This window comes from Phenylobacterium sp., from assembly GCF_036563285.1.
In the GTDB taxonomy this organism is placed as follows: domain Bacteria; phylum Pseudomonadota; class Alphaproteobacteria; order Caulobacterales; family Caulobacteraceae; genus Phenylobacterium.
The window spans coordinates 215,502-231,241 of sequence record NZ_DATCMR010000006.1 but is presented as its reverse complement, the minus strand read 5'-3'; the positions used below and the strand labels follow the sequence as shown (position 1 = coordinate 231,241).

The following is a 15,740-nucleotide window of genomic DNA, read 5'->3' as shown; positions in this document are numbered from 1 at the left end:
CCGAGGATGGCAAGGCCCGGGGCGCAAGCTCCGGGCCTCTTGCATGAGCGGTACGGTGTTCCGACGCCGGCGACGCACGAACGGTCGGAATTCCGACTCTTGTGGCCGCCGGGCTGTGCTCAATTCCGGCCCCGAGCGCAGGGGGATTCAGATTGCCGCTTTTCCGATTCGTGCTCGTCGAGCAGGGCCAGCCGGACTGGGGCCGCGCCTTCGAGTGCGCAGACGACCAGGCCGCCGTCGCCGAGGGCCATGCGCTGGTGGCGCACCAACTGATGCTGCGGCCGGCCGCCGCCTTGCGAATGACCGTGGCCCGGGTGGACGGCACGGTGCTGGGACACTGCGGGCCCGACGGAGCCTTCGAGCCGGCTCCGGACGGACCGGCATAGGTCTGGGCAATACCCAGGCTATCCGTTTATGTGACCGTCGACGCGTAGGGGAACGCCGTGTCGCCATCGAGCCCGACCAACTATCTCCTCAGCCAGATCGAGCCGCACGCGCTCATGGCGTTCGAAGGCCGGCTGACCTTGATGGAGGTCATCCGGGGCCAGGTGCTTCAGGAGCCCGGCGCCGAGGTCGAGTACGTCTATTTCCCGGAGACGGCGGTGCTGTCGGCCGGCGCCGAGACCTCCGCGGGCGAGATCGTCAACGTCGACCTGATCGGCGCCGAGGGCGCGTGCGGCGCCTTCGAGGCCTGCGGCAGCCGGCAGGCCTTCGCGCGGCTGGCGGTGCTGATCCCCGGCAAGACCTGGCGCATGGCCGCACCCGCCTACCGCGAGCTGTTCGACCGCAGTTCGGCGCTCAGGACCGCGGTGCACAAGCATGCCGAGCTGCTCATCGCCGAGGCCCGCCAGTTCGTGGCCTGCAACGCGCTGCACACGGTGGAGAACCGGACCTGCCGCACGCTGCTTGACCTCTTCGACCGTTGCCTTGGCGAGCGGTCGCTGCCGCTCACACGCGACACCCTGGCCCAGATCCTCGGCGTGCAGCGGACCACCGCGGTCGCCGCCGTGGCGAGCCTGCAGCGGGCGGGGCACATCCGCACCCGCCGCGGCGTGATCGAAATCCTCGACGTGGCGGCGCTCAGGCGCACCGCCTGCACCTGCCGTGACGCCGTGGCCTTCGCCCGCCGGGAAATCCAGGCGGCGGACCACACCGCCTGCGAGGCCTAGTCGCCGACGGGCGGCGGGTCGTCCCCGCCCGGCCTGGCGCGCTCCAGCTCCAGGAGCGCCGCCTGGATGCGGCGGCCGGTCTGGGCGGCGGCCTCCGGCGTGAGCGCCACGGCGGTCGCGCCCTGCGTCGAGGTCAGCACGACCTCGCCGTCGAAAATCTCCACCCGCAGGGGAAGGTCGTAAGCCGCCTTCATGATGGGGGCCACAGGGTCCCTCCAGTCTGCCTGAACGGCCGCAAAACTGTGGATCAGCAGGCTTTGTTGCGTCGGGAGGCGTTAGGCGGCCGGCGCGGCTTGCCTCACGCCTTGCGGAAGAAGGCGTAGATCCGCTGGGCCAGGGCCTCGCTGACGCCTTCCACCTTGGCGAGGTCGTCGACGGAAGCGCGGCTGACGCCGCGGGCGGAGCCGAAGGCGTGCAGCAGGGCGCGCTTGCGGCCCGGTCCCACGCCCTCGATCTCGTCTAGCGGGTTCTTCTTCAGGTCCATGGACCGGCGAGTGCGATGCGAGCCGATGGCGAAGCGGTGAGCCTCGTCGCGCAGGCGCTGGAGGTAGTAGAGGACCGGGCTTTTGGGCTCGAGCATGAAGGGCTCCTTGCCCTCCATGAAGAACCGCTCGAGGCCGGCGTCGCGGTCCGGGCCCTTGGCCACCCCGACCACCGGGATGTCGTCGACGCCCAGGTCGGCCATGACCTCGAGCGCGGCGTCCAGCTGGCCGCGGCCGCCGTCGATCAGCACCAGGTCCGGCCGAACGGCTTGCGCGCCCTCCTCCTCTTCCTTCACCAGGCGGTGGAAGCGCCGGCGCAGGACCTCGCGCATCATGCCGTAGTCGTCACCGGGGGTGAGCTCGGTGTCGCGGATGTTGAACTTCCGGTACTGGCTCTTCTGGAAGCCCTCGGGGCCGGCGACGATCATCCCGCCAACGGCATTGGTGCCCATGATGTGGGAGTTGTCGTAGACCTCGATGCGCTCCGGCGAGCCTTCCAGGCCGAAGGCTTCACAGACGCCGGCGAGCAGCTTCGACTGGGCCGAGCTCTCGGCCATCTTCCGGCCCAGCGCCTCCCGGGCGTTGGTGAGCGCATGCTCAACGAGCCGGCACTTCTCGCCGCGCTGCGGCCGCGCGATCTCCACCTTGCGGCCGGACTTCTGGCAGAAGGCCTCTGCGAGCAGCTCCTTCTCCGACGGCTCGACGTTGACGAGCAGCAGGCGCGGGATCGGCTTGTCCTCGTAGAACTGCCCCAGGAAGGCCGACATCACGTCGGGGTCCTCGTCGGTCCGGTCGACGCGCGGGAAATAGGCGCGGTTGCCCCAGTTCTGGCCGGCCCGGAAGAAGAACACCTGGACGCAGGCCTGGCCGCCCTCGGCGTGCAGCGCGAAGACGTCGGCCTCGTCCACCGTCTCGGGGTTGATCTGCTGCTCCTGGGCGATGGAGGCGAGCGCCCGGATGCGGTCGCGCAGGCGCGCGGCGCGCTCGAACTCCATCTCGTCGGAGGCCGCCTGCATCTGCTCGGACATGGAGGCCATGACCTTGCGGCTCTTGCCGCGCAGGAAGTCGTGCGCCTGCTCCACAAGGCCATTGTAGTCGTCGAGGCTGACGAGGCCGGTGCACGGCGCCGAGCAGCGGCGAATCTGGTGCAGCATGCAGGGCCGGGTGCGAGTCTCGTAGACACTGTCCGAGCAGGACCTGAGCAGGAACGCCTTCTGCAGCGTGTTCAGCGTGCGGTTGACCGCCCAGGCGCTTGCGAAGGGCCCGAAGTAGTCGCCCTTGATGGCGTGTGCGCCACGGTGCTTGCGCAGCTGTGGGGCCTCATGGTCGCGGCGGATGAGGATCTCGGGGAACGACTTGTCGTCGCGCAGCAGCACGTTGAAGCGCGGCTTCAGCTGCTTGATCAGGTTGATCTCGAGCAGCAGGGCGTCGGTTTCGGTGCGGGTGGTGACGAACTCCATGGAGCGAGTCAGGTCGACCATGTGGGCGATGCGCTGGGTGTGGAAGCGGCCCTGCGCATATTGCAGCACGCGCTTCTTGAGCGACCGCGCCTTGCCGACGTAGAGGACCTCGCCCCCCTCGCCCATCATTCGGTAGACGCCCGGACGGTCGGGCAGCCGCTTGACCTCGTCCCTGATCAGGGCGGCGCCCTTCAGGGGCGCGCCTGAGGGGGTGACGGGGGGAGCTTCGAGCATGCGGCCACATATAGGCCGCTTCGGGCAAAACCGCAGGGTGCGGGCGGTGGATCGAGTGACGCAAGTCGACGTCTTATGGGGTGGCGGGGGAGCGTGGCGGTTGACGGGGCGCTGGGCGGAGCGGTGGCGGTGCGCCCGGGGACCCTTCGAGACTCCAGATTTCGAGGCGCTGTTCAGGCGCTCACAAGCCCGCACATGGTGCTCGCCCCCTCGCTCAGCTACGTCGAGGTGAACAAGGCCTACAGCCGGAGGGTGGAGCGCCGGGGCGAGGAGCTGCTCGGCTTCAACCTCTTCGACCTGACTTCGCCGAGGACGGCCTCACCTGCCGGGTGACCCGGCCGCTCAGGGGCGAGACCTAGGGCGCGTCGAGGAAGGCGTCGAGCTCGACCGCGAATGCCTGAGGCTGGTCGAACATGATGAAGTGCGCCGAATCCGGGATCATCTTCGGCCTGACCGTCTTGGCCTCGCCATACAGCTGCCGGTAGAGCGGCTCGGCCATGCCGGCCGGCATGCCGACCGACACGGCGTCCGGGAAGAGCAGCACGATCGGCGTCTTCATGGCGCCCAGGCCCGGCCGCAGATCCAGCATCAGGTCGTCGTAGAACGCGCGGGCGACGACGCTGGTGTCGCTGGCCGAGCCCCACTCTGCCACGAGCCGCCGCGTGGCGGCGTCCTTCGACATCCGCGCCATCTGCGGCTCCAGGGACTGCGGCGTGACCGGGCCGGTGTTGCGCAACATGGCGTCCCGCATCTGCACCGCCGTGGGCCGGATGCTGTCGACGGTAGGATTGGGGGCAGGCGACATCATGGCGCCGAAGAACGGCAGGGCGTCCACGACCATGACCTTCTTCAGGTGCTCGGGATGTTTCTGGGCAAGGTAGAGCAAGGTCGTCCCGCCCAGCGAGTGGCCGACGGCCATGGCCGGGCTGAGCTTCTGGTCGACGAGATAGGCGTCGATGGCTTCCGCCGTCGGGATGAGCACGTCGCCCGCGGAGTTCGCGCGCGCCGGCTCGCCGGCGAAGCCTGCGATCTGGATCAGGTGCAGGCGGTAACGCCCCTTCAGCCGCTCTGCAGTGGCCTTCCAGGTGGCGCGTGAGGAGGCCAGGCCCGGGATGAAGACGACGTCCGGGCCCCTGCCCACCACCTCGACCGAGAAGCGGTCGCGGACCACCAGCTTGGAGTCGGGGAAGAGCTTGTCCTGGGCCGCGGCCGGCGCGGCGAGCGCCAGGGCGATGGCCAGGGTGACGAGGAATTTCAGCATCGCGAGATCCTTCAGGGGTTCGGGTTGACCAGCTTGGCCATGGCGTCGAGGTAGCGGATGAAGGCCTCGCGCCCGCGCTTGGTGAGGCTCACGGTCGTGAGCGGCTTGCGGCCGAGGAAGCTCTTGTCGATGGCGACGTAGCCCGCCTCCTGCAGCTTCCTCAGGTGGACCGAGAGGTTGCCGTCGGTGGCCTGCAGTCGGGCCTTCAGCGTGTTGAAGTCGGCGCTCTCGGCGGTGGAGAGGTAGGCCATGACGCCAAGCCGCAGGCGGCCATGGATCACCTCGTCGATACCGGCGATGTCGAAATCGTCGGCCATCGTCAGGCGGCTCTGCGGGCCTGCCGCATCATCAGCACCCCTGGCGCCGCCACAAGAAGGTAGAGGGTGACCGCATAGACCAGGAAGCCGGTGACCCCCTCGGTGGCGAACCACGCGTTGACCAGGGCCATCGCGAAGGAGCCGAAGGCGATCAGCGACACCCACAGGCTCTTGTAGATGCGCCCTGCGACGAACCAGGCGCAGCCGTAGAGCGCGAGGATGATCGGCGAGATGGCGGCTGCCACCTGCCAGGTCTGGGTGCGGTAGGCGATCAGCAGCAGGCTCGCGATCACCGTGAACATCGCCCAGCCTGCGCCGGACCAGGCGATGGCAGACGCCCGTTGCGCCGACCCGCGGCCGGGCCCGACCCGGCGGAGGTAGGCTGCCATGAAGAGGCCGAAGATCGTGCCCGCGACCGGCCAAGCCCAGACCAGGTTGTCACCCGGCACGCCGAGCTTCGCGCCGGCCCATATGGCCAGGCTGGCGGTGCCGAACAGCAGGCCGCTGGTCAGCGCGACCGGTCCGCCCAGAAGCGGTCCGGTGCGGCCGTCCTCGGCAAGGCTCTTCAGGAAGGCGATATCGTTGCGAAGGCTGTGGTCGCTCATGTGGGCTCCAGGTCCGAGGTCTCCTTTATCCAACAAGTTCTTTGTGCTGTAAAGTTCTTTCTCGCCGTGCTTCCGTAGCCGCTGCGAACGCGCGGATCAGACCTTCACGGCGCCTTGGGCGATCTTGTCGAGTACGGCCTTGGTGGCCTTCACATACCCCTTCTTGGGGTCGTGGAAGAACAGCGGGCCCTTCACCTTCGCCGGGTCGTACCCGTCGGCCACCAGGTCCATCTTGCGGACCTTGAACGTGCCGGTGGTCTGCAGGTCGGGCATTATCCGGACGAACAGCGGCTGGGCGAACGTCGGCAGCTCGCGGGCGACGTGCTCGCCCAGCAGCTTGATGTCGAAGGTCTCGTCCACCACCAGCGCCGCCATGCCGGCGCGGCCGTCGGCGCCGTCCACCGCCACCCCATAGACCGTGGCCTCCTCCACGCCCGGGCAGGCCTGCAGGCGCTCGGCGACCTCGTTGGTGGAGACGTTCTCACCCTTCCAGCGGAAGGTGTCGCCGATCCGGTCGATGAAATAGAGATAGCCGTCGGCGTCCATCTTCATCAGGTCGCCGGTGGCGAACCAGGCGTCGCCCTTCTCGAACACATCGCGCAGGACCTTCTTCTCGGAGGCCGCCTTGTCGACGTAGCCGGTGTAGTCGGTGCGCGCGTCGCCGCCGATCTTGCCGATGCACTCGCCGATCTGCCCCGGCCCGCACTCGATGCAGAAGCCATTCGGGCCGCGGACCGGCTTCTCGGCCTCCACGTCGAACTGCACGAGCCGGACGTTGAACCGCTTGCGCAGCCACTTGGGCGCCCGCCCGATCGCCCCTTCCCGGCCGTCGAAGTTGAAGAGGGACACGTTGCCCTCGGTGGAGCCGTAGAACTCCAGGATGTCGGGGATCTGGAAGCGCTGCTTCAACTGCGGCCAGACGTCCGGTCGCAGCCCGTTGCCGAACGCCAGCCGGATCTTGTGCCGGGTCTCCTCGGGCACCGGCTCATGGTTCACCAGGTAGCGGCAGAGCTCGCCGATGTAGACGAACATGGTGCAGCCCTCGTCCACCACCTCGCGCCAGAAGTGGCTGGCCGAGAAGCGCCGACGGAGGACCACGGAGCCGCCGTTGAGGAAGGCCGCGCCCAGGGCGCAGAGCCCGCCGGTGGCGTGATAGAGCGGCAGGGCCACGTAGATGCGGTCGCTCTCCCTGGCGCCCGTCGAGCCGGCGAAGCCGCGCATGTAGAGCTGGGCGCGCTGGTGGGTGATCCGCGCCGCCTTCGGCATGCCGGTGGTGCCGGAGGTGAAGATCAGCAGCGCGGTGTCCCGCGCCCGCATGTCCTCGCGCACGATGCGGTCCGGGGGCAGCTGGCTGCAGCTTTTCAGCGCCTGGACCAGGTCGCGCTGGTCGCCGTGGGCGGGGCCCAGCACCCACTGCAGCAGCGGCCGCTCGAGCAGCGGCTTGGCCGCCTCGAACACCGGCGAGGTCTCGGAATCGACGATGACGTGGCTCGCCTTGGAGATGTTCAGGCAGTGGGCGAGCGGCAGGCCCGCGAGCTGGTTGTTGATCAGCGCGGTGACCACGCCGATCTTCGACAAGCCGTACCAGACGCAGAAGTACTCCAGCCGGTTGGGCATGAAGAGCGCCACCGTCTGGCCGCGGCGGATGCCACAGCCCTTGGCCCAGTGGGCGAACCGGTTGGCGATGGCGTCCATCTCGCCATAGGTGACGGTGCGGCCCTCGAAGGTCAGCGCGGTGCGGTTGCGCCAGCGGTCCACCGCCGACTGGAGGTCGTCACAGACCAGGTTGGGCGAATCGGGCGCGATGGTCTTCACCCGCTTCAGGGTGCGATTCAGCCCGCGCCAAAAACGCCACTCGCGCTTGAGCTTCGCCCTGAGGGGCATTCCCCGGCCTCCCACCTGAGGCGGGAGCTTGGCGATTGGGGTGTGGGCCGGTCAAGCGGAGGCGTGAGCGCGATTGGTCACACCCGTTACATAGCCGCGGATCGCGGCGCCCGCGCCACAAGCCGTGACGTCCGGTCAGCCGGCGGCGCCCTCTCCCGAGCCGTCGCTGCGGCCACCTGAGGAGCCGTCGGTGACGCCAAAGTCCCTTGACCGCATCCGCCCCTCCCCCACCGGCATGCCCTCGGCCGACAGGCCCCGGCGCAGGAGCTCGCGCACCGCCGCCGCTCGGCTGGGCATCCGCGCCGTGAAACGCCAGTCGTCCAGAGCGCGGAGCTCTTCGTCGCTGAGCATGATCTGCAGGCGCTCATCGCGGTTCTGGTCGGACAATCAAAGGCCTCCGAGGGGTTTCGACGCTCCGAGGGTCATAACGCTCAAGCTGCGATTTGGCGCCACTTACTCAACTGGCGGCGTTTGCGGCGGATGAGTCAGAGATGCAGGTTGATCAGATGTATTCGTCTGATCCCCGCGGGTACACGATCAAGGCTCATCTCCTAACGGTGATTTGAATTCCACCCCCAACAGGCATAGAGTGACCACACTGTAAAAGGTCGGGAAGCCTAGTCTTCACGTACGCTGGCCCTTTCCGGGCAACTTTCGACGGGCTGCGACCTACCAGACCCGGCGAGCGGGCGAGTTCTTCGAGGGTTGGGGTTAAAAAAGGAGGGATCGCCATGCCGCAATCCCCTGAGACGTTCGAAATCTATGTCGACGACGACCGCTACGCAGTGCCGACCCTGCACCTGATCGAGGCCGCGACCGCGACGCATGCGCGGGAGGTCGCCGAGCGCATCCTGCGCGAGAGCGCCCACCACCTGGGGGCCGAGCTCAGGCTCGAAGGCGAGCGCCTGGACGGCCTGGGCTCGTTCGCCACGCGGCGCCATCCGCAAGCAGCCGGCGAAGAGGCCTAGGAGAACCGGTCCCAGGCGGACTGGCGCGACACCCCCAGCTGCCCGCCGATCGCCGCCCAGCTGAGCTCGCGGGCCCGTAGCGGCTCGACCAGGGACTGCAGTAGTTGCGGTTCGCCTCCACGGCGTAGTTCACCGACGACAGGACCTCGAGCAGCTCTTCGGTCGCCCTGCCCACTGGGTTGAAGCCCTGGTCCTGAAACGGCTTGCCGTCGATCAGGGCCTGGCAGTGGCCGACGCATTCGTCGCAGATGAAGCACCCGGGGCCGGCGATCAGCTTCTCGATCTTGTGCTGGGACTTGCCACAGAAGGTGCAATCGAGGGTCTTCGGCAGCTTCATCCCGAGCGCCTTCTCCGCGCGCTTGCGCGCCTTGCTCTCCGCGCGTGCGACCATGGAGGCCTTCGGAGACATGATCCCTCTCCCGTCAGGGTCCGCCGTTTTGGGGCCACTACATGGCAACGCTTGCCAGATTTGCGCCACTATTGTTCACCCTCCGGGGGCATTCGATCCGCCAGATCGTTGTAACCATAGAATATAGGCTGGCCGGCAATTCCAGGATGAGGAGAAGACACAGTCACCAATGGCCAAGCTTGGACTTCACATTTGCGGAACCAGCTGAGCCGAACGTTGTTTCCACCTCCACGACACTTCCCTGGAGGGACTGACAATGTCCATGGATCACACCTCGTCTCCGCAAGGCTCCGACACCGGGAGCAGCGCTGACGACACGCCGATGTTCGCGCCGATCCCGAGCTGGGAGCGCGGAAAGAAGCGCCGCGGCTTGGGCGCCGGCCGTTCCAGCTCCGCCCCGGCGGCCGCCGCAGCGACCACCGCCACGACGGGCGACGTCCAGACGAGCCACCTGCAGGCCACGCACGACGGTCACCTGCACGACTCCCCGAACGGCGCCTCGATGACCGAAACCCGGCCCATGGTCGAGGACCCGTACGTCACGCCGGCGGCGTCGAGCGTCTACGACGAGCCGGTAACGCACACCGCATCCGAGCCGGCGTTGGCCGCGCCGATCGGACGGACCCACACCACCACCGTCAAGCGCAAGGGCGGCGTGCCCGTGGCCGCTCTGGCGGCCGGCGTGGTCGCCCTGGGCGGTCTGGCCGCCGCCGGCTGGTACGCCAGTCAGCCGAAGGGCGACGTCGCCACGCTGACGCCGGGCGCTCCGGGCGAGGCGGCCATCGCGCCCGACACCACGACCGCCGCCATGGCGGCCGCCGCGCCTCCGGTCACTCCGGCGGTTCCCGCGGCGACCACCCGGACCACCACGACCGCCAGCGTGGCGGCGCCGGCGAGCGTGCGGCGGACCACGACGACCCGCACTGCCTCAGTCCGGACCCGTCCGGCGGCCACGGCGGCGACCGGCGTCAGCGCGGACGCCAGCGCCACCCTGCCGGGCGGCCCGCAGCCCTACGCCGACACGGGCGCCACTGCGCCCACGACCGTAAATCCGGCCCCGGCGCTCCCCTCGACGCCGCCGGTGGAACCAGCTCCGGCTCCGAGCGCTTCTTCCGCGACGCCGGCCACCCCGGCGACGCCCGCGCCGGAACCCACGACCGTACCCGACGCGAGCACCACGCCTTAATCGCGGTTTCCGTTGGGGACCAAACGAGGGCGGCCTTCCAGAAGGGGGGCCGCCCTCTCCCTTTTGCGCGCCCCTCGTCCCCGGCTAATGTCGCGCCCAATGTCCGTGGACAGGACTGGGGAGGACGAGAATGCGCAAGTGGATGACGGCGCTGGCAGCGGCGGGCGCAGCGGCGGCGATAGCCTCGCCGGCGGCGGCGCAGGCGGGCCGGAGTGTGGCGGGGGCGAACTGCATCAACCCACCGCGGCTGGACTGCCCGCAGGCGAACTGTGCGACCGAGGCGCGGACCGCCAAGGGCAACGCCGTCGAGCCGAAGACAGGGCGGCCGTTCTACTTGGACTTCCCGTGCGACCTGAAGCCTGGGGAGAAGGTGACCTTCATCCTGAACCTGCATGGCATGGGCTCGGTGGGGAACTGGCAGCGGCACTACTTCCCCGCCATCGACTTCAAGGAGAAGCATCGGTTGGTGATCGCCACGCCGACCGCGGCGACCGAGCAGCCGCAGCGGCGCTGGGTGGGCGAGGCCGACGACGCTTACCTGCAGAACATCTCCGACCTGGTGATCCGCGAGTTCGGCCGATCGAACATCAAGGCCTACTGGCTGGTGGGCCACAGCCAGGGCGGGATGACGTCGCGGCGGATCGTCTGCTCGGACTACTTCAAGGACAAGGTGGACGGGTTCGTCTCGCTCTCGGGCGGGCGGATCAACCCGCCGAACGCCCCGCCGGGGACGCTGAATGCGCGGCCGGCAGGAACTCCGGCGCCCGCCGCGCCGGCCGCCGGCCCGCCGCAATCGCAACCCCTGCCCGCCTGCGATTTCTCCTTCATCTTCGCGGTGGGCGAGCTGGAGGTCGCGAACGGGATCGCGGCGGGCTCGCCGTGGGCCGAGAAATACCGCTGCGGGCCGCGCCGGGCGGCCCGCCTGGTGGTGGATGAGAAGCCCGGCTACGTCACCGCCACCGACCAGAGCCGTGGGCCGAGCTGGGGGCGCTTCGCCCGGCCCGGCAAGGCGCAGGTGATGGTCTATCCCGGCTGCGGCGACGGCCGCGTGGTGGCCGACGTGGTGCGCCTGGACAAGGGCCACACCGAAGGCCTGGAGCCGAAGATCATGGACGCCATCCTGACGCTGATGGGCCAGGCCCGCGGCGGGAAGCTGCAGCGGGGCGGCTGAGTGCCGGCCGGGCAGGAGATCAGGCTGAGGCTGACGATCGACGATCCTGTCCCCGGCGTCGCCTACAGCCTGCAGACCAGGAAGAGCGAGCCCGTCGGCGCGGTCGTGGCCGGCGACGGCCCGCTGTCGTTCGACGTGCCGGTGCGGGTGGCGCCCGGGCCCAGGTTCCTCGGCGAGTTCGTACGCAGCGAGGGTCCCGAGCGGCGCTTCGTCTACATCGCCATCGGCGCCCAGGCGGGCGACGCCGGCTGCGCCTGGAGCCGGCGCGCCAAGATCGACATCCACACCCTGCCGCACGACCTGCTGGACCGGGCCCTGGCCGGCGAGGTGCTGGAGTCGCGCCTTCCCGGCCGGGACAAGGACGGCGGGCCGGCGTGCGCGACGCTGCGCCCGCCGGCCGGCTGGAGTGTCGCCGCCGCGGCTTAAGCCGCCCTGGCGCAGGCCAGCTCGCCGGTGGCAAGCCAATGGGCGCAGTCGGGCCCGAGTTTCTCGACGGCCATGCGCTCGTAGTCGAGGCTGTCCTTCACGGTCAGCACTTCCTGCCACCGGCCGTTGACGCCCTTGTTGACGAATGTCTGGGCGCCGCCTTCCCACACCGCGCCGCCCAGGGGGGCGACCTTCTCGGCATTGGCCTTCATCCAGTCGAAGGTGCAGTGCTCGACGACAGTGGGCCAGCGGCCCTCGGGGATCTCGATCTCCAGGAAGTCGGCGATGGCGCGCATCTCGCCTTCCAGGTCATGCTTCAGGTCGGCGAAGTGGACGAGCTTCACGTTCGGCAGGTCGCGCACCGCCCACCAGGTGGCGATGTTCTCCCAGAAAGACCAGAACGGCGCGCCGTCGTTGTCCAGCCAGGTGCGGAAGTAGCGGCGGGGGTCCGGATCGCAGGGCGGCAGCGGCTCGCCCACCAGGCCCGGGCCGTTGAACATGTCGTAGACCTGCGGGACGAAGTTGGCGTGATGATTGTGCATGCTCATCATCACGTCGCGGCCATCGCGGGCGATGTAGAGGTACTTGGCCTTCGGCGACATCACGAGGGCGTCCACCGGCAGGTGGGTCTTCAGCACCCGGCGGTGCGGCTGGGCCAGGACGGCGGCGCGGGCTTCCGGGGGAATGATGCGCATGTCCCACCAGGGCGAGAGCTCGGCGATGGCGACGTTGGGGTCGCCCCCGTGGATCAGCTGGCCCACGATCTGCTGGGTCCAGGTGGTGCCGCTCTTGCCGTAGGTGCCGACGATCACGTCGTCGTCGCGGAACGGGAAGTCGTTCCAGGCAGTGGAATCCATGTGGTGGTTGAACAGCTCGCGCGTCTTGCGCGGCCAGGCGACGGCCAGCGTCATCGGATCACCCTTCTCTCGGGATTGCTTGTTGGCGCCGCGGAACGGCGGCGCGAGGCGAACGCGGATATGCGAAGCGGGGCTGTGGCTCAATGCGCAGCTTCGCAGTGAAGGTCTGCATTTGTGCAGCGGTACGGTCCGGCTAGCATCGCCGGATGCGACGCACGCTTGCTCCTCACCCGAATACCCCCGCCGGGCCCGTGACCGACGTCGCAGCCGAGCTCCGCCGCGACGGCCGCCGGCTGGAGCTGCGCTACGTCCTGGCCGGCGAGATGGGCGAGGTGGCCGTGCCGGCGCAGGCGCCGTCGACACGCACCGACGAGCTGTGGCGCCACACCTGCTTCGAGGCGTTCGTGCGCGGAGCCGGTGAGAGTTACGTCGAACTGAACTTCTCGCCGTCGACCCAGTGGGCCGCCTATCGATTCAGCGGCTACCGAGACGGCATGGCGCCAGCCGACGCCGAGCCGCAGGTCCACGCGGTGAAGACGGCGCGGACGCTGGAGCTGACCGCAAGCGTCGACCTGCCGGAGGACCTCGCCGACGGCAGCTGGCAGGTGGGCATCACCGCGGTGGTGGAGACGGCGGACGGGACGCTCGCCTACTGGTCGCTGCAGCACGCGCCCGGGAGGCCCGACTTCCACCATCCGGATTGCTTTTGCGTGCGACTTCCCGCACCCCAGACGCCATGAGATTCGGCATCGACCGGCTGCTCGCCGAGCCTGAGCTTCGCCGCCCGCTGGAAGGCAAGCGGGTCGCCCTCCTCGCCCACCCGGCCTCGGTCACCGAGGACCTGACCCACTCGCTGGACGCGCTGGCGAAGACGGGGCTGAAGCTCAGCGCCGCCTTCGGGCCGCAGCACGGGCTGCGCGGCGACAAGCAGGACAACATGGTCGAGAGCCCGGACTTCAACGATCCGGCGCTGGGGATCCCCATCTTCAGCCTCTACGGCGAGGTGCGGCGGCCGACCGACGCCTCGATGGAGACCTTCGACGTCATCCTGGTGGACCTGCAGGACCTGGGCTGCCGCATCTACACCTTCATCACCACCCTGCTCTACGTGCTGGAGGCGGCGGCCAAGCACGGCAAGGCTGTGTGGGTGCTGGACCGGCCGAACCCGGCGGGGCGTCCCATCGAAGGGCTGACGCTGCGTCCCGGCTGGGAGAGCTTCGTGGGCGCCGGCCCGATGCCCATGCGCCACGGCATGACCCTGGGCGAGCTCGGCCATTGGTTCATCGCGCACTTCAGGCTCGGCGTGGAGTACCAGGTCATCGGCATGGACGGCTGGCGCCCCGACGAGGGGCCCGGCTACGGCTGGCCGCTCGGGGAGCGGGTGTGGGTGAACCCCAGCCCCAACGCCCCGAACCTCTGGATGGCGAGGGCCTATGCCGGCACGGTGATGCTGGAGGGCTGCACGCTGTCCGAAGGGCGCGGCACGACCCGCCCGCTGGAACTGTTCGGCGCGCCGGACATCGACGCTCGCGCCGTGATAGCCGAGATGCGTACGCTGGCGCCGCAGTGGCTGGACGGCTGCGTGCTGCGCGACTGCTGGTTCGAGCCCACGTTCCACAAGCATGTCGGCAAGCTCTGCAACGGCGTGCAGATCCACACCGAAGCGGGGACCTACGGCCACGACGCGTTCAAGCCCTGGCGGCTGCAGTCGCTGGCGTTCAAGGCGATCCGGCGTCTCTACCCCGACTACGCGCTCTGGCGGGATTTCCCATACGAGTACGAGCTCGGCAAGCTGCCCATCGACGTCATCAACGGCAGTCCGCTGCTGCGCGAGTGGGTGGACGACGCGGCCGCCCGGCCGGGCGACCTCGACGCAGCCACCACGCCCGACGAGCAGGCCTGGGCGGAAGAGCGCAGGCCGCACCTGCTCTACTAGCGGCCCGCCGCCTGCTTCTCTTCATACCGGGCTCCGGCGAGGATCCCGGGGAGAGCGTAATTCCCCTCGTGGCACGCGTTCTCGAAGATCGGACCCTTCGTGGCCCGGAACACCAACTCACCACGCCACGGGCGGGTGTAGGCCGCCGGGTCCTCCACTTCGAAGACGTAGAGGATTTCGCTCGAGGAGATGCGGGTGAAGCGCTCGACCACGCGGGCGTGCTCGGAGATGTAGATCGGGGCCGGCGTCTTGAAGGTGTCGCCCGGATGCAGGTTGGTGGTCTCGACGACCAAGGTCTCCCCCTCCCAGCGTCCGGCGGAATACCCCTGCCACAACCGAACCGACGGAGGCGGTCGCGTCCCCGGCTTGAGGTGGATGAGCCGTACGCCGCTCCCCATCTCCGACCAGACCGCCAAGTGCTCCGGCGTCTGCACCATCATGTAGTTGCCATTGTAACGGGGTGGGAACATGGGAACCCCGCTGGCGCCGCCGCCACCGGCCACGCACCGCTCCGGAGCGGGTCGAACCTCCGGCCCGTCGAATCGCCGGATCGGCGCGGACATCCCTTCCTGCACACGGCGAAGGCCCGCCTCGTTGTAGGGCAGCCGGCCGTCGGGCGGATCGACGATCAGCGATGTGCGCACCTGCCCGCCGATCCGGGTCATGTACTCACCCATGTCCCACCATTCCGACTGGCGGCCGCCGACGCCGTCCTGCTCCTCGTTGAACTCCCGCACGACCGCAACCTCGAACGCCCGCGCTTGCGCCTCGGTCGTGGTGAGTGTCGCGAACCCCTTTGGGCGCTGCAGGGGCGTCAGCGAGGCGTTGGTCCACAGGCCGCCAAGATCGGGCGCGCCGGAAGCCGTGCGCGGCGCCCGGTAAGGCGGCGCCGCAGCCGCAGCGGCGGCGACCGCCAGGAAGGCGGCGGCCAGAAGGGACGTGCGGATCATTGAGGGTTCCTGGCAGCCGCGGGGTGACGTGACCTTAGGCCTGGCCCGGTTCCGTGGCGAGATCGGTGACCTAGGTCACGGAGCCGGCCCCGGATTACCCCTCGTGCGCCGCCGTGCCGCATCGCACCCGACGACATCCTGTGGCCTGATGCTCCCACACATCATCCTGTTGATTCCGAAGTCCCTGGGGGCGTTTCAATGTTCAGCTCGAAGGAACTGGCCGAGTGGGGTTCGGCGCTGCTGGTGTTCGCCTCGGGCGGCATGGCCGGCCACTATGCCTCCATGGGCATGACGCCGGTGCAGTGGGCCGGCGCCGCCGCGGCGGTGCTGGGCTCGGTGACCGTGGCGGTCGCCATCCGCGTCTGGCCCGCGCCGGTGAAGGCCAAGCGGCAAGAGCAGGACTAAGCGTCCGGCTCCATCGCTGA

19 protein-coding genes and 1 pseudogene are annotated in these 15,740 nt (G+C 69.2%); 10 read left to right on the top strand and 10 right to left on the bottom strand.

Translation table 11 applies throughout. The features are described from left to right. Positions 1 to 152 precede the first annotated feature (152 nt). Together VIL76_RS06055 and VIL76_RS06050 are read left to right on the top strand one after the other, a co-directional pair. Positions 153 to 386 (top strand): hypothetical protein, encoded by a 234-nt coding sequence (locus VIL76_RS06055; RefSeq protein WP_332044098.1) that lies wholly within the window; start codon positions 153 to 155, stop codon positions 384 to 386. Between the two features lie 57 nt (positions 387 to 443). Further along, positions 444 to 1,169, top strand: coding sequence for a Crp/Fnr family transcriptional regulator (locus VIL76_RS06050; RefSeq protein ID WP_332044097.1), 726 nt, complete (start codon positions 444 to 446; stop codon positions 1,167 to 1,169). On the opposite strand, the gene VIL76_RS06045 is transcribed toward VIL76_RS06050, so the two are convergent. After that, the gene (locus VIL76_RS06045) at positions 1,166 to 1,375 is read right to left on the bottom strand and encodes a hypothetical protein (protein WP_332044096.1); all 210 of its coding nucleotides are present in this window, start codon (positions 1,373 to 1,375) and stop codon (positions 1,166 to 1,168) included. The genes VIL76_RS06050 and VIL76_RS06045 overlap by 4 nt on opposite strands. Before the next feature lie 92 nt (positions 1,376 to 1,467). Beyond that, the gene (uvrC, locus tag VIL76_RS06040; protein WP_332044095.1) at positions 1,468 to 3,345 is read right to left on the bottom strand and encodes an excinuclease ABC subunit UvrC; all 1,878 of its coding nucleotides are present in this window, start codon (positions 3,343 to 3,345) and stop codon (positions 1,468 to 1,470) included. A 195-nt stretch (positions 3,346 to 3,540) separates the two neighbouring features. On the opposite strand from uvrC, the gene VIL76_RS06035 reads away from it, so the two are divergent. Next, the gene (locus tag VIL76_RS06035; RefSeq protein WP_332044094.1) at positions 3,541 to 3,678 is read left to right on the top strand and encodes a hypothetical protein; all 138 of its coding nucleotides are present in this window, start codon (positions 3,541 to 3,543) and stop codon (positions 3,676 to 3,678) included. 22 nt (positions 3,679 to 3,700) lie between these two features. On the opposite strand, the gene VIL76_RS06030 is transcribed toward VIL76_RS06035, so the two are convergent. The 5 genes from VIL76_RS06030 to VIL76_RS06010 form a co-directional block, all read right to left on the bottom strand. After that, a complete protein-coding gene (locus VIL76_RS06030; protein ID WP_332044093.1) occupies positions 3,701 to 4,606 on the bottom strand; it encodes an alpha/beta hydrolase in 906 nt (301 codons plus the stop codon). 11 nt (positions 4,607 to 4,617) lie between these two features. Continuing rightward, on the bottom strand, positions 4,618 to 4,923 hold the full coding sequence (locus VIL76_RS06025; RefSeq protein ID WP_332044092.1) for a transcriptional regulator: 306 nt from the start codon (positions 4,921 to 4,923) through the stop codon (positions 4,618 to 4,620). Between the two features lie 2 nt (positions 4,924 to 4,925). Beyond that, the gene (locus VIL76_RS06020) at positions 4,926 to 5,528 is read right to left on the bottom strand and encodes a hypothetical protein (protein WP_332044091.1); all 603 of its coding nucleotides are present in this window, start codon (positions 5,526 to 5,528) and stop codon (positions 4,926 to 4,928) included. Between the two features lie 96 nt (positions 5,529 to 5,624). Then, positions 5,625 to 7,412, bottom strand: coding sequence for a long-chain-acyl-CoA synthetase (locus VIL76_RS06015; RefSeq protein WP_332044090.1), 1,788 nt, complete (start codon positions 7,410 to 7,412; stop codon positions 5,625 to 5,627). 135 nt (positions 7,413 to 7,547) lie between these two features. After that, the gene (locus tag VIL76_RS06010; RefSeq protein ID WP_332044089.1) at positions 7,548 to 7,799 is read right to left on the bottom strand and encodes a hypothetical protein; all 252 of its coding nucleotides are present in this window, start codon (positions 7,797 to 7,799) and stop codon (positions 7,548 to 7,550) included. A 344-nt stretch (positions 7,800 to 8,143) separates the two neighbouring features. Between VIL76_RS06010 and VIL76_RS06005 the strand changes: the two genes are divergently transcribed. Then, positions 8,144 to 8,380, top strand: a complete 237-nt coding sequence (locus tag VIL76_RS06005; protein WP_332044088.1) for a hypothetical protein — start codon at positions 8,144 to 8,146, stop codon at positions 8,378 to 8,380. A 211-nt stretch (positions 8,381 to 8,591) separates the two neighbouring features. Here the strand turns inward: VIL76_RS06005 and VIL76_RS19735 are convergent. After that, positions 8,592 to 8,717: pseudogene (locus VIL76_RS19735) on the bottom strand (ClpX C4-type zinc finger protein); the annotation flags it as partial. 328 nt (positions 8,718 to 9,045) lie between these two features. On the opposite strand from VIL76_RS19735, the gene VIL76_RS05995 reads away from it, so the two are divergent. The 3 genes from VIL76_RS05995 (at position 9,046) to VIL76_RS05985 (ending at position 11,572) form a co-directional block, all read left to right on the top strand. Then, the gene (locus VIL76_RS05995; RefSeq protein WP_332044087.1) at positions 9,046 to 9,975 is read left to right on the top strand and encodes a hypothetical protein; all 930 of its coding nucleotides are present in this window, start codon (positions 9,046 to 9,048) and stop codon (positions 9,973 to 9,975) included. Between the two features lie 130 nt (positions 9,976 to 10,105). Next, a complete protein-coding gene (locus VIL76_RS05990; RefSeq protein ID WP_332044086.1) occupies positions 10,106 to 11,146 on the top strand; it encodes a hypothetical protein in 1,041 nt (346 codons plus the stop codon). After that, positions 11,147 to 11,572, top strand: a complete 426-nt coding sequence (locus tag VIL76_RS05985) for a DUF5990 family protein (RefSeq protein ID WP_332044085.1) — start codon at positions 11,147 to 11,149, stop codon at positions 11,570 to 11,572. It abuts the gene before it with no gap. On the opposite strand, the gene VIL76_RS05980 is transcribed toward VIL76_RS05985, so the two are convergent. Continuing rightward, positions 11,569 to 12,483, bottom strand: a complete 915-nt coding sequence (locus tag VIL76_RS05980) for a sulfotransferase domain-containing protein (protein WP_332044084.1) — start codon at positions 12,481 to 12,483, stop codon at positions 11,569 to 11,571. The genes VIL76_RS05985 and VIL76_RS05980 overlap by 4 nt on opposite strands. A 197-nt stretch (positions 12,484 to 12,680) precedes the next feature. Here VIL76_RS05980 and VIL76_RS05975 point away from each other — a divergent pair, with 197 nt between their 5' ends. Together VIL76_RS05975 and VIL76_RS05970 are read left to right on the top strand one after the other, a co-directional pair. Beyond that, positions 12,681 to 13,169, top strand: coding sequence for a DOMON-like domain-containing protein (locus VIL76_RS05975; RefSeq protein WP_332044083.1), 489 nt, complete (start codon positions 12,681 to 12,683; stop codon positions 13,167 to 13,169). Continuing rightward, positions 13,166 to 14,365, top strand: a complete 1,200-nt coding sequence (locus tag VIL76_RS05970) for a DUF1343 domain-containing protein (protein WP_332044082.1) — start codon at positions 13,166 to 13,168, stop codon at positions 14,363 to 14,365. The genes VIL76_RS05975 and VIL76_RS05970 overlap by 4 nt, the downstream gene beginning before the upstream one ends. On the opposite strand, the gene VIL76_RS05965 is transcribed toward VIL76_RS05970, so the two are convergent. Then, entirely contained in the window at positions 14,362 to 15,315 is a 954-nt protein-coding gene (locus VIL76_RS05965; protein WP_332044081.1) for a hypothetical protein, read from the bottom strand. The genes VIL76_RS05970 and VIL76_RS05965 overlap by 4 nt on opposite strands. Before the next feature lie 198 nt (positions 15,316 to 15,513). Between VIL76_RS05965 and VIL76_RS05960 the strand changes: the two genes are divergently transcribed. Continuing rightward, the gene (locus VIL76_RS05960; protein WP_332044080.1) at positions 15,514 to 15,720 is read left to right on the top strand and encodes a hypothetical protein; all 207 of its coding nucleotides are present in this window, start codon (positions 15,514 to 15,516) and stop codon (positions 15,718 to 15,720) included. Positions 15,721 to 15,740: the final 20 nt, after the last annotated feature.